We start from the raw sequence: 13,441 nt of genomic DNA on the forward strand, positions 1-13,441 counted from the left end.
CATGGCATCGGGACGGCCGAATCTCTCCGCGGGCCCCCACCTGCGGCAGGAACAGAAGGCGCAGCCTCGCCTCTACCAGGCGATGGACCTTCTGCACATGCCGCTGCTCGATCTTCAGGGTCACCTCAGACAGGCACTCGTCGACAACCCGTTCCTCGATCTCGTGGAACCCGGAGACGAGCCGGACGGCCCCGACGACGCGCGTGACTCCCTGGCCGATGACGCGGGCGACGACCCCGCGGAGGAGGTGGACTGGGAGGATGTTCTCCTCGACGACTTCGATGCGGGCGGGCGGCCCGAGGAATACGGCGATCGGGAGTATTACACGCCCGTGCCGGCCGCCACGCAGAGTCTCTGGGATCACCTCCACGAGCAGTTGAACCTGCTCCGTCTCGGCGAGCATCAGCTGCTGATCGGCGAAGAGATCATCGGGAACGTCGACCGCGACGGGTTCCTCTCATGCTCGCTCGACCGGATTCTCGAGGCGCTGGAGGAACGACTGGAGGAACCACCGGAGGAACGGCCGGACGCGAGGGGGGCGGTTTCGCGGGAGGACGTCGAGGAGATGCTCGCCCGAGTCCAGTCCTTCGAACCGAGCGGAATCGCGGCCCGGGACCTGCGCGAGACCCTCCTGCTGCAGTTGAAGGACCGTCGGCGGGAGGCGTCGCTGGCCTACCGTATCGTCGACGGGCACTTCGACGATCTCGCGAACCATCGGTGGCCCGAACTGGCGGAGGAATACGGAGTCACGCCGCGCGAAGTGCAGACGGCGGCCGATGAGATCGCGAAGCTCGACCCCAAGCCCGGTCTCAGGCATGCGGACACGTCGGAATCCTACGTGATCCCGGACCTGACGGTGGAGAGAGTCGAGGGGCGGTACCGCGTCTCACACGCCGACGCGTCGCTGCCGCGACTGAAACTCTCGCCCGTCTACCGGGATGTCGCCGCGGATCGCGCCCGGTTCCAGGGGAAAAACAAGGCGTTCATCTCGGAGAGGCTGAACAGTGCCCGGTGGTTGATCCAGGCGATCGAGCAGCGCCGCCGGACGATGCTGAAGGTGATGGATTTCATCGTCGAACGGCAGCACGACTTCTTCGAGAAGGGTGTCGAACACCTGCGGCCGCTCACGCTCCGCGATGTCGCCAGACACATCGAGGTGCACGAGTCCACCGTCTCTCGCGTGACCAACGGCAAATACGTTCAGACGCCGCGGGGACTCTATCCGCTCAAGTTCTTCTTTTCGGGGGGCTATTCGACGCTCGGGGGAAATGACCTGTCGTCGGAGGGAGTGCGGGTCCGGATCCGCAAGCTGGTGGCGGAGGAGGACCGCACGGCGCCGCTCAGCGACCACGAGATCACCGCCCGCCTGCAGAAGACGGGGGTCCGGATCGCGCGCCGCACGGTGGCGAAGTACCGGGACCGGCTCGGGATCCTTCCGGCGCGGCTACGGAGGCGCGTATGAGGGGTGAGGTGCGGGACCCGAGGATCTCGGTCATCGTCCCCGCGTACGACGAAGCCGAGAACATGCCTGAGCTGTTCGCGGAACTCGCGACGACGTTCAACGAGCACGACCTCGCGGCCGAGGTCGTCCTGGTCGACGATGGTTCCGGCGACGGAACGGCCGAGGCCGCCGAGGAGGCGGCCGCGCGGGCGGGGCTGGGTGGCGGGGCCATCGTGCTTCGGCATCGCGCAAACCGGGGGAAGACGGAGGCGATGCTCACGGCCGCGGCGGCCGCCCGCGGCGAGTACCTCGTCCTCTTCGACGCGGATCTGCAGCATTCCACGGAGGAGATCCCGCGCTTCGCGGCGATGCTGGACGAAGGTTACGACCTCGTCGCGGGCCGCAAGGTGGGACGCTACGAGAAGCGCTTTACCTCGTCCGTCTACAACCGGCTCGCGCGGGCGATCTTCAAGGTGCCCGTTCGCGATCTCAACTCGATGAAAGCGTTTCGGGCCGAGGTCCTCACGGGCCTCAGGCTGCGGCACGACTGGCACCGCTATTTCGTCGTGCTCGCCCATGCCCGCGGATACCGGCTCGGCGAGCTGGACATCGACCTCCTGCCGAGACGGCACGGCGAGCCCAAGTTCTCCGGGCGCCGGCGAATCCTGATCGGGATGCTGGATCTGGTCTCCGTGTGGTTCCAGCTTGTGTTCGGGCGCAAGCCGCTGCTCTTCTTCGGCACGAGCGGCCTCGCGATGATCGCGGCCGGCTGCGTCACGGGGCTCGCGGCCCTCGTGCTGCGCTTCGGGTTCGGCCTCGGGTATCGTCCGCTGCTCACGCTCGTACTTCTCCTGGTCGTGGGAGGCCTCCTCCTCTTCGTGCTCGGGTTCCTCGCGGAGACGATGGCGCAGCTGCGAGACGAGATCGAAGACCTGAAGCGCGGCGGAACCCGGTGAGGGTCGTTCATGTCGTCACGGCCTTCCCCCGCCATGACGACGACGTGATCACCCCGTGGCTCGGAAGACTGTTGCTCGGCCTGTGCGAACGGGGCGTGGACGTCGAGGTACTGGCGCCCGCCTACCGGGGTGGGGGCGCGACGGAGTGGCGAGACATTCCCGTGCGCCGCTTCCGGTACGCCCCGGCCCGGCTCGAAACCCTCACGCACGAGGAGACCGCACCGGACCGTCTTCGCCGCCGGCCGGCCTACGCCGCGCTTCTGCCGGGATACATGCTGGGCGGCAGCCTGGCGTCGATCGGTCTCGGGACGTCGTCGCCCCCGGACGTGGTCCACGTGCACTGGCCGGTTCCGCACGGCTGGTTCGGGGCCCTGGCACGCGCGTCATCGGAACGGACGGCCGTGGTCTCGAGCTTCTATTCCGTTGAAGTCCGCTGGATCGAGCGCCGTCTCCGCTGGGCCGTGCCGTTCCTTCGCTGGTCGATCGAGAGCGCCGACGCCGTGACGGCCATCTCGACCGCGACGGCTGCGGCCGTGGCCCGGTACACGTCGCGCGAAGTGCCCGTGATTCCCTTCAGCGCGGCCATCTCCGATCGATCGCTACCCGGGAGCATGACCGCCGAGGCCCGGCCGCCGGAGCGCGTGGGACCCGTGCGACTTCTCTTTGTGGGCCGCCTTGTGGAGCGGAAGGGCGTGCATATCCTGATACGGGCGCTGGCTCGCGTCCGTGAGCGCGTCGACGCGACGCTCACGGTGATCGGCGATGGGCCCCAGGCCGCCCCGCTGGAAGCGGAGGCCCGCCGTGTCGGCGTCGACGCCTTCGTGCGCTTCGAGGGCCGAGTCGGTGAAGAAGCGCTCGCCGAGGCGTACCCGGCGAGCGATCTCTTCATCCTTCCGGCGGTCGTCGATGGGAAAGGCGACACGGAGGGGCTCGGCGTGGTTCTCCTCGAAGCGCTCGAATTCGGGTTGCCCCTGATCGCGTCCGATGTGGGAGGAATCCCGGACATCGTGAGGCACGGCGAGACGGGGCTGCTGGTACCGCCCGGCGACGCCGGCGCGCTGGCGGAGGCCATCGTCCGGGTCATCGAAGACGCCGGGGCGGCACGGGAGCGGGTCGAGAGAGGAAGGGCGCACATGCGCGAGCACTTCGGGCTGCCGCGGGTGGTGGATCGGCTCGTGCGCCATTACGAGCGCGCCGTGGCCGTCCGGCGTGACATACGCCCGGGGCCGGACCACACGCGATGATGCACCGCTCCTTCGGCCTGGCTGCGCTCGGGATTGCCGCGCTTCATTTCGTCTTGGGGCTCCTGGTGTTCGAACCCATCTTGTTTCCCGGTGGAGACAACGCGGGATACCTTATTCTCGGCGACGCGCTGCGGAGCGGAGAGGGCTATCGGGATCTGCACCTGCCCGGGACTCCGCTGCATGCGAAGTACCCGCCACTACTGCCCCTCCTCCTCGCGGGACTCGGATGGTTTGGGGGGGTTGGCGTGGCGAAGGTCGCGATGCTGCTGATGACGAGCGCGACCGTGTGGGTCACCGCTCGTTTGGGGCAACGCTGGGTCGGCGACGGTCCCGCGCTGCTGGCGGCCGGAGTTCTGGCTGTGAATCCGACGCTGCTCGAATACGGTCACTACGTGCTCAGCGAGGCCCCCTTCACCCTTCTCGTGGTCCTGGCCCTCTGGTTTTCGCTGCGGGACGACGGGAAGGGGGCGACCCTGGCGATGCTCGCGGCGGTCGCGGCTTTCGCCACACGCACAGCCGGCATGGCGATACTCGTGGCGCTCCCGCTGGCCTGGTTCCTGGACGGGCGGCGGCGTCACGCGATCCGCGCCGGTGCGGCGGGGATCGGCACACTGGGCGCATGGAGCCTCTACCAGCGCTGGGCGGCGGCGGGTCAGCCCGGGTATCTGGCCGAACTTCTGCTCGTGGACCCCTACACGCCGTCGGCCGGCACGGTGGGCATCGCGGGGCTCCTCGCTCGAACGGCCGAGAACTGCTGGACCTTTGTGAGCCGGGTCGTCCCGGAGACTCTTCTCGGCCCGGGGGTTGGCGGGGACGGATTCCGCACCGTGCTGGGGCTCGCCATTGCTTCGGCCGCCCTGGCCGGGTGGGCGATCCGGTCACGTCGGGGGGTCCAGACGCCGGAGTTGTTCGCGCTCCTGTACGCCGGGCTGATTGCGGCGTGGCCGTCCGTGTGGACCGACCGGCGCTTTCTGCTCCCGCTCGTGCCCGTGATCCTGCTGCTGTCACTTGCCGCTCTTTGGCAGTTGCCGCCGAATCGCGGGCGATGGGCCAGGTGGGCGGCACCGGCGGTCATCGCCCTGTTCGGCCTGGCCTGGACGGTGAAGACGGTTCCCGACCGTCTTGCCTGCGCGGCCTCCTACCGCGCGGGCCGACCCTGCGACGCTCCTGGCAACGCGAGCCTTTACGAGGCCGCGCGCTGGGCGCGCGACAACACGCCGCCCGATGCAATCATGGCCAACCGGAAGCCGCGATTGTTCTACTGGTATGCGCGGCGGAGAGGAGACCTCTATCCGTTTTCCTCCGACCCGGCGACCGTCATGGCGGGACTGGAGGCGATGGGAGCGGACTTCGTGCTCGTGGACCAGGTCAGCGCCACGACGCACCGATACCTCGTACCGGCTATCCGGGCCTATGAGGACCGGTTCGAGGCCGTCTACGCAGGCGGAGATCCGATGTCGGCGGTATTCCGTCTGCTTGCCCCCTCGGCGAACGCCGAATGAGGGCGAATGCGACGGCAGGATGCCGAAGTTCCACCGTTTGGTGGTTCCTGGGCGCGGCGGCACTCGTCACGCTGCTCTTTTACCGAGACTTCATCTTCCACCCGGAGCGACTCCTCTTCGGGTCGGACATGCTGTTCGAGGGGATCTCGCTGCGCCGGTTTTATGTGGACGAGGTTCTGGCGGGCCGCGGCGTGCCGCTCTGGGTCCCGCACGTCTACGGAGGCATGCCGTTCGTCGCGATCCTGCCGGGGCCAATCTTCTATCCGTCGACGATCCTTTACTTCCTCTTGCCGCTGCATCGGGCCATCGGCTGGACCTTCGTTCTGCATACCTTCCTGAACGGCGCCTTCGGCTACTTTCTCGGACGTTCGTTCCGGCTTCGACCGGCCTCTGCGGCGGTGTGCGGAGCCTCTTTCCTCCTGGCGGGCTACGTCACGTCCCATCTGTTCGGAGGACAGGACGGGCGGATGTTCACCATGACGCTCATCCCGCTGGCGCTCGGCCTGCTCAATCGCGGACTCGAGCGGAACGAGTTCCGGTGGTTCGCCGGTCTGGCGTTCGTCATCGCGGCGCAGACGTTTTCGGCGCACGTGCAGATGATGTACTTCTCCTGCCTCGCCCTCGCGGCCTTCTTCGTGTATCACGTGGCCTTCCGGCTCCCCCGGCCGGCCTCGGCCGAGGCCCCCTGGAGGGCGTACGTCCGCCCGTTCGCGTGGTTCGCGCTCGCGAATGTGGCCGCGGTCCTGGTCGCCGCGCCCCAGTTCTTCCCGACGCTGACCATACTCGAGCACGTCACGCGCGCGGCAGGGGAGCGCGGTTACGAATTCGCGGCCTCGTGGGCTTTGCCGCCGCAGGAGCTTACGGCGTTTTTCCTGCCCGATCTCATCGGATCGCTTCCGGGATCCTACTGGGGACGGAACCCGATCAAGCTGCATACGGAATACCTCGGCGCCGTCCCGCTCGCGCTTGCGATTCTCGGCATCTCGGCGGGGTTCGGCCGGTCGCTGGGTCGCGACCAGAGGCGGGCCGTGTGGTTCCTCGCCGGCGCCGGCACGCTGGGCGTCCTGTTCGCGCTCGGGGCCGCGACGCCTGTGCACCGGATCGCGTATGCGCTGCTGCCCATGATGTCGAGCCTGCGGGCTCCGTCGATGATGCTGGGTCCGGTGACGGTGTTCGTCGCCCTGCTCGCCGCCTACGGCTGGGAGGCGGCGCTGAACCGTCGCGCCGCCGCGGCGGCGACATCGGACGATGAGACCGGACGGGATGCCGCGACGCGCCATTGGTCCTGGCCCGTGCTCCTCTTGGGCGGACCGATTCTTCTGCTTGGCGCGGCGGCCGTGCTCAACCCGCGTGGCTTGGCCAACTTCGCGTTGCTCTCCTGGTATCCCGACGGATGGCCGCGTCAGCCGTCAGCGGTTTCGGTCGCTGCGCTGCGTCTCAACGGCCTGTTTCTTCTTGCGGGATTCGGTCTCGCGTGGGGCGCGGCCTGGGGAGTGGCGCGCCACCGGCTAGGCACCTGGACGCTGATGGTCGTTCTCGCGTTCGGGATCATGGACCTGTGGCGCGTGGATGCGCGCTACCTGCGAGTGCAGGATGCCGACGCCGCGCTCGCGACCGACCCCGTCATCGAGGCCCTGTACGAGAACGCGGAGCCAGGAGAACGCGTCTGGGCGCCGAACTTGGCCGACCCCACACCCAACTACCGTCCGAACCAGCTGGCCTACTACGGAGTGTCGTCCGCGAGCGGCCTCCAGAAGTTTCTCCTGCGGCCGTACGCGCGACTCGTGGGTGGCATCACGCCGGACGAAGGGCTGTTGCGGCATCCAGTCGTTCATCGGTTGCTGAACGTCCACTATCTCATCACGCCCGGCGCGCAGGAAGGCCCCGAATCGATCGCGGAAGCAAACGGACGCCATCTGTACGAACTGTCCGCAGAGCTTCCGTACGCCTACTTCCCGGCCGGTATCGAGATGGTCCACGATACCGTCGCCGCGGTTACGCGAACGCTCGAGGTGTCGAATCCCGCGCGGTTGACGATCGTCGAAGCGCAGGCAGATGGCGAAGCTCCGGCGGCGGGGCAGGGAAGCGCTTCACTCGTTGACCACGAGCCGGATCGCCTAGTACTGGAGGTCGTGGCGGATCGCGGAGGTCTGCTCGCGGTCAGTGAGATCCATCACGAGCGCTGGAAGGCCTTTCTCGATGGGGAAGAGGCCGTCGTGTGGCGGGTGAACACGGCGTTCCGCGGCGTGGAAATCCCCGCCGGGAGGCATGAACTGATCTTCGAGTATCGGAGTCCTCCCTTCGGCTTCAGTGTTTGGGTCAGTCTCCTCACGATGGTCGGCCTGATCGTCAGCATCCTGGTCTCCTGGCGACGTCGGTGCCGAGGATCGGAGGCGTGACCGCAGACCCCGCCGGCGCCGCGCGGGGGCGCCGGTGGGTGGCGGTCGGAGCCGTCGCCTTTCTCCTCGCGGCTCTGGCCGCGGTCGGCTTGGCGTTTTCGGGCAGTTGGGCCGCGTGGGGGGACATCGAGGCATCGGGCATGTCCCGCTGGCGAGTGCGGCCCCTTTGGCTGGCCGCCGCGATCGGATGCGAAGTCGCGGCCCTCTGCGCGAGCGGCGGGATCTGGGCCTGGATGTTCCGGACGGCGGGTGGCAGAGTGGGCGTTCCGGAAGCGGCCGCGGCATGGCTCGGTTCCAATCTCGGCCGCTACCTGCCGGGAAAGATTTGGCAGGTCACCGGATTGGTGGCCTACGTCCGGGGTCGAGGGGATTCCGGCGCGACGGCCTTCGTCACGCTGATCGCTTTCCAGGCCGCCATTGTCGCTACGGGTGTCTCGCTGGCCTTCGCGGTGCTCGGAGCCGGTGCGTTCGACGGAGTAGGCCGGTGGCCGCTGGTCGCCGGCGGCATCGCCCTCGCTGCCGCGCTCACGCCGCCCGTCCTGCGCTTCGTCATCCGACTGGGGCGTCGCCTGTTGCGCGAGACGACAGTGGACGGGAACGCCGAACTGGGCGGGGGGATGCTGTGCCGCGCGGGGGTGGGGAGCCTGTTCGTCTGGCTCTTACACGGACTCGGTTTCTTGGCGTTGATCGAGGGGTTGGTGCTCGAAAATACGATCGGTTTCGCGGCGGCGCTGGGCGTCTTCGCCGGATCCTACGTCGTGGGCTACCTCGCCTTGGTGGCGCCGGGAGGGTTGGTCGTGCGTGAGAGCGCGATCGTCGGCCTGCTGACGGCGGTGACCGCCACCCCGGCCGCACCCGCCGCCGCACTCGCTTTGGCGGCTCGCCTCTGGACCACGGCCGCGGAGCTCGCATCCTTCGGTCTGGCCCTGGCGCTGCTGCGATCCGCGCGGGTCCAACCGGACGATTCACGGATGCGGGACCGCCCCGGGGGTCGATAGGTTGTCCGCCTGATGAGCCCCGAAAGATCCGCTGCTTCGTCCCCGGATTCCGACCGGGATCGCATCTCCGCTTCCGCTTCCGCGGGCGGCCAGCGCGGCCTCGTCATCCTGCCCACGTACAACGAGATCGATTCCATCGCCGGGATCGTCGAGCGCGTGCTGGCGCAGGACAGCCGGCTCTCGGTCCTCGTCGTCGACGACGCATCTCCCGACGGAACGGGGGTCCTCGCCGACTCCCTTGCCGCCGCGGAACCGCGCGTGAACGTTCTGCACAGGGAAGGGAAGTCGGGGCTCGGGACCGCCTACATCGCGGGTTTCCGCTGGGCGCTCGAGCGGGACTTCGAGTGGGTCTTCGAGATGGACGCCGATGGGTCGCACGACGCGCGGTATCTTTCCGACCTGATCGCGGCGACCGCCCGCTTCGATGTCGTCGTCGGATCTCGTTATACTGCGGGGGTGAACGTCATCAACTGGCCGATGTCGCGTCTGCTCCTCAGCTACTACGCGAACAAGTACGCGCGCATCGCCACGGGACTGCGCCTCGCCGACTCCACGAGCGGCTTCAAGTGCTTCGCGCGCCGCGTGCTGGAGACGATCGATCTCGACCGCGTGGGGTCGACCGGGTACACGTTCCAGATCGAAATGAACTTCCGCGCCTGGAAGAAAGGGTTCCGCGTAGGGGAAGTGCCCATCGTGTTCACCGACCGCCGCCTCGGACAGAGCAAGATGTCGGGGGCGATCGTGCGTGAGGCGGTGTGGCGGGTGTGGGCGCTGCGCCTGCGGTCCCTCATCGGGAGGCTGTGATGGCCAAGAACCGGACGATGTCGTACGTCCCATCCCGGCGGGAGCCCGAGCGTCCGGCGATCGACTACGAGAATCATCCGGTCTTCTCGACGCGACCGCGGTGGAGGTGCGAGGCCCACCGCATCATCTTCGGCAACCTGACCCGGGCCGGCCGGCTGTTCGACCTCAGCCTCATCGGCGTCATCCTCGCCAGCGTCGTCGTCGTGATGCTGGAGAGCGTGCAGGACTTCGATGTGCGCGCGCGAGGCCTGCTGTGGACGCTCGAATGGGTGTTCACCGTGCTGTTCACGATCGAGTATGCGTTCCGCCTCATCTCGGCCGAGCGAGCCACAGGATACGCTCGTTCGTTCTTCGGGATCGTCGACCTGCTGGCCGTCCTGCCCAACTTCGTGGGGCTGCTGATCCCCGGAGGGCAGGCGCTCGCCGTCATCCGCGTGCTGCGGGTGCTGCGGGTGTTCAGGGTTCTGAAGCTCGCCCAGTTCGTGGGGGGAGAGCGACTTCTGATCAGCGCCCTGCGTTCGAGCGCCTACAAGATCGCCGTCTTCATCGTCGCGGTGCTCGTCGTGGTGACGGTCGTGGGCGCGGCGATGTACGTGATCGAGGGAGCGGAGGCGGGCTTCAGCAGCATCCCCCGCGGCGTCTACTGGGCCATCGTGACCGTGACGACGGTGGGGTTCGGCGACATCACGCCCCAGACCCCGCCGGGGCAGATGCTCGCGGCGCTTCTCATGATCCTGGGGTACGGCGTGATCGCCGTCCCGACGGGCATCGTGACGGCCGAGATCACGGGTCGTGGAGCGACCCTGCGCGCCGCCATGGCGAGGATGTGCCTGCGCTGCGCCTCGCCGGGCCATGACGAGGATGCCAGCCACTGCAAGCACTGCGGCACCGAACTGCTCGAATGAGCCGTTCGTCATGGCATGCCGACTCCGCCGAACGCGACTACTACGACGATTTTCTGGCGAGCCGTGAGTACAGGGAGAGCCGGCGCCGCAAGGCGGCGGTCCTCGACACGATCGTGGGCGACAAGATCCGCGCGGCCGGCGTCGTCGGCGATCTCGGGAGCGGTACGGGCCTCCTCAAGCGTGAACTCGAGAAGCTCAGCGGGCAGCCCATTATCGGTTTCGAGCTGGACCCGCGAGTCGTGATCGAGCGCGGCCGCACCTGCGTGGCCGACGGGACCCGGCTTCCGGCCTCCAACGCGTGCTTCGACTTCCTCATTGTCAACCACCTCTACGAACACGTAGCCGACCCGCGAAGCCTCTTCGAGGAGGTGTCCCGCGTGCTCAAGCCCGGGGGCTCCGCCTATGTGAGCGCGGGAAGCCGATGGGCGTTTCTTGAGCCGCACTACCGGCTGCCTTTTCTGAGCTGGCTGCCTCGGGGGCTGGCCGACCGCTACGTTCGCTGGACGGGGCGCGCGAAGAGCTACCGCGGAATCCGTTTCCTGGGATACCGCTCGCTGCAGCGCACGATGAACGTTCCGGAACTGCGGCGTGCCGACATGACCGAACACGCGATTCGATCCGTGCTGTGCAGGGACGGGGGCGGCAAGTGGCGGTCCGTCTGGCGGATCCTCTCGGTCCTTCCCGTCAGGCTGCGCCGCGGAATCCTGCGCTGCGGGCCGCAGTGGTTCTTTCTCCTCACGCGGCGAGATTGAGCTTGCGGACGAGGAACCGCATGTCGTCCCCGCGCGTGCCGGGTGGCCCGTCGGGGGGCACCGGCCGGCTCGTGCGAGCCGTGTTCGGCGGCGCCGTGGCGGTCGTGAGCGCGGTCTCGGGGCTCGCGGCCCAGGAGACCGGCGCGGGGGAGGTCGACGTGGAGGCGCTCCGCTCGCCCGTTCCCGTGGCCATCCCGCGCATCTCGGAGGAGATCGAACTCGACGGGGTCGTGGACGAGCCCGTCTGGGACACCATCGAGCCCCTCCCGCTGTTCAACCTCTCCCCCACTCACGGGAGCGAACTGACGGAACGGACCGAGCTTCGGCTCGCGCACGACGACCGCTATCTCTACGCTTCGGGACGCATGTACGACTCGAATCCGGACGGGATCCGCGTCAACACGTTCTACCGGGACACCTACAGCGGCGACGACCTGCTCTCGTTCGTGGTCGACAGCTACAACGACTACGAGACCGCGCTCTGGTTCGCCACCACACCGGCGGGGGTCCGTCACGACCGTTCCATCTCGAACGATGCCCAGTTCTCGGGCGATCTGCCGCCGTTCAACCAGGACTGGAACGCGCACTGGGACGTGGTCACCACGAGGACCGCTGAGGGCTGGTTCGCCGAGTTCCGCATCCCGTTCTCGACGCTGGGTTTCCAGGCCGAGGGCGACGAAGTCACGATGGGGATCACCTTCTACCGCTACATCGGCCGCAAGAACGAACGTCAGGTGTACCCGGCCATCGCGCGGGAGTGGGGCCGGTTGGCGTTCATGAAGCCGTCCCAGACGCAGCGCGTGACGCTGCGCGGCGTGCGGCCCACCGCGCCGGTCTACATAACCCCGTACGTGCTCGGCGGCCTCAACCAGACGCCGGTGCTTCGGGAACCCTCCGACGCGGCCGCCTTCTGGGCCACGGAACGCGATCCGACGACGGAGCCCGGCATCGACCTCAAGTACTCGCCCTCCTCCAATCTGGCCATCGACCTCACGGTGAACACCGACTTCGCCCAGGTGGAGGCCGACGATCAGCAGATCAACCTCACGCGTTTCTCCCTCTTCTTTCCCGAGAAACGGCAGTTCTTCCAAGAGCGTTCCTCAACCTTCGACTTCGGGACGGGCGGGTTCACGGATCGCGTGTTCTTCAGCCGCCGGATCGGGCTCGAGCGGGGGGAACTCGTCCGCATCTACGGGGGCGCGAGACTCGTGGGCCGCGTCGGAGGCCTCGACTACGGCGTCCTGAACATGCAGACCGCTCCCGCCGGTGGCCGCTCGGGCGAGAACGTGGGCGTGATGCGGCTGAAGCAGCAGATCCTCAACCCGTATTCCTACGTGGGGAGCATCGTCGCGACGCGCCTCGGGGCGAACGGCCAGGACAACGTCGCCTATGGTCTGGACACACAGGTGCGCCCGTTCGGCAACGAGTACATCACCGTCACGTGGGCGCAGACGTTCGACGAGGCGGTGCGCGAGCGGAACGTCCTCGACGCGGCGCTCATCCGCGCCCGCTGGGAACGGCGAACGGATCGCGGGCTGTGGTACAACCTCTACTACCGCCGGGTGGGACCGGACTACACGCCGCGCCTCGGGTTCCAGCTGCGCAGCGACTTCACGCTCTTCGGCGGGCAGCTTGCCCACACGTGGCTCCAGGGCCCGAGCGCGTCGCTGAACACGATCACCCCCTCGGTGACGACCGAGAGCTACTACCGCAACGCCGATCTCACGCCCGAGTCGCGCTCGATCCGCCCCGAGGTTGAGTTTTCCTTCAAGTCGGGTTCGACGATCACCCCGTACTCGAACACGCAGTTCGAGGACATACGGATCCCGTTCGACATCGGGGAGCTGTCGATCCCGCCCGGCGAATACCGGTTCACGGAGGCGGGCATCGACTGGATGCTGCCGCGCACCGCGATCTTCCGGGGCGACATTCGGACGACCGTGGGACGCTTCTACGACGGGCGCCGCGTCGGCCTGATCTTCAACCCGACCTGGAGCGCATCCCGCTACCTGGAGATCGGCGGCGGCTACGAGGTGAACCGGATCGAGTTTCCCGGCCGCGACGAGGCGGCGACGACCCACCTCGGCCGCGTGAAGCTCTCCTTCGCCCTGAACCGCAGTCTCTCCCTCAGTACCTTCGCGCAGTACAACAACCTCGACGAGCGAGTCAGCATCAACGCGCGCTTCCGCTACCACTTCAGGGAGGGCACGGACCTCTGGATCGTCTATAATGAAGGGGTGAACTTCGAACGCGACCGGGGCTTCGATCCGAGGCTGCCCCGGTCGGCGGGACGGGCGATCATGGTCAAGTACTCCCATACGTTCAGCTGGTAGCCGGAACCGGAGGTCCCGCCGCCACAGGGTATTGAACCCTCCGGGTCGGGGAGGTGTTCTTTGGGTTGCACAGACCTCCCGGATCCACTCCCGACTCTGGAAGCACG

At 67.8% G+C, this 13,441-nt stretch carries 10 protein-coding genes; all 10 read left to right on the plus strand.

All coding sequences use genetic code 11. The features are described 5' to 3' along the window. Nucleotide 1 precedes the first annotated feature (1 nt). Genes rpoN through ACOGXI_RS03490 form a run of 10 tightly spaced genes read left to right on the plus strand, consistent with a single transcriptional unit; the run spans nt 2 to nt 13,334 of the window. Entirely contained in the window at nt 2–1,462 is a 1,461-nt protein-coding gene (gene rpoN / locus ACOGXI_RS03445) for an RNA polymerase factor sigma-54 (RefSeq protein ID WP_419937493.1), read from the plus strand. Beyond that, the gene (locus ACOGXI_RS03450) at nt 1,459–2,397 is read left to right on the plus strand and encodes a glycosyltransferase (RefSeq protein ID WP_419937494.1); all 939 of its coding nucleotides are present in this window, start codon (nt 1,459–1,461) and stop codon (nt 2,395–2,397) included. Before rpoN ends, ACOGXI_RS03450 begins: the two co-directional genes overlap by 4 nt. Continuing rightward, the gene (locus ACOGXI_RS03455; protein ID WP_419937495.1) at nt 2,394–3,641 is read left to right on the plus strand and encodes a glycosyltransferase family 4 protein; all 1,248 of its coding nucleotides are present in this window, start codon (nt 2,394–2,396) and stop codon (nt 3,639–3,641) included. The genes ACOGXI_RS03450 and ACOGXI_RS03455 overlap by 4 nt, the downstream gene beginning before the upstream one ends. Continuing rightward, nucleotides 3,638–5,143: a hypothetical protein gene (locus ACOGXI_RS03460; RefSeq protein ID WP_419937496.1), complete on the plus strand. Its 1,506-nt coding sequence runs from the start codon at nt 3,638–3,640 to the stop codon at nt 5,141–5,143. Before ACOGXI_RS03455 ends, ACOGXI_RS03460 begins: the two co-directional genes overlap by 4 nt. Continuing rightward, entirely contained in the window at nt 5,140–7,542 is a 2,403-nt protein-coding gene (locus tag ACOGXI_RS03465) for a hypothetical protein (protein WP_419937497.1), read from the plus strand. Before ACOGXI_RS03460 ends, ACOGXI_RS03465 begins: the two co-directional genes overlap by 4 nt. Then, nucleotides 7,539–8,540, plus strand: coding sequence for a hypothetical protein (locus tag ACOGXI_RS03470; protein ID WP_419937498.1), 1,002 nt, complete (start codon nt 7,539–7,541; stop codon nt 8,538–8,540). Before ACOGXI_RS03465 ends, ACOGXI_RS03470 begins: the two co-directional genes overlap by 4 nt. A gap of 12 nt (nt 8,541–8,552) precedes the next feature. Then, nucleotides 8,553–9,344, plus strand: a complete 792-nt coding sequence (locus ACOGXI_RS03475) for a polyprenol monophosphomannose synthase (protein ID WP_419937499.1) — start codon at nt 8,553–8,555, stop codon at nt 9,342–9,344. Beyond that, on the plus strand, nt 9,344–10,249 hold the full coding sequence (locus ACOGXI_RS03480; RefSeq protein ID WP_419937500.1) for an ion transporter: 906 nt from the start codon (nt 9,344–9,346) through the stop codon (nt 10,247–10,249). Before ACOGXI_RS03475 ends, ACOGXI_RS03480 begins: the two co-directional genes overlap by 1 nt. Then, nucleotides 10,246–11,001 (plus strand): class I SAM-dependent methyltransferase, encoded by a 756-nt coding sequence (locus ACOGXI_RS03485; protein WP_419937501.1) that lies wholly within the window; start codon nt 10,246–10,248, stop codon nt 10,999–11,001. The genes ACOGXI_RS03480 and ACOGXI_RS03485 overlap by 4 nt, the downstream gene beginning before the upstream one ends. 20 nt (nt 11,002–11,021) lie before the next feature. Continuing rightward, entirely contained in the window at nt 11,022–13,334 is a 2,313-nt protein-coding gene (locus ACOGXI_RS03490; RefSeq protein WP_419937502.1) for a DUF5916 domain-containing protein, read from the plus strand. The last annotated feature ends 107 nt before the right edge of the window (nt 13,335–13,441 follow it).

Source organism: Candidatus Palauibacter sp., assembly GCF_965208055.1.
In the GTDB taxonomy this organism is placed as follows: domain Bacteria; phylum Gemmatimonadota; class Gemmatimonadetes; order Palauibacterales; family Palauibacteraceae; genus Palauibacter.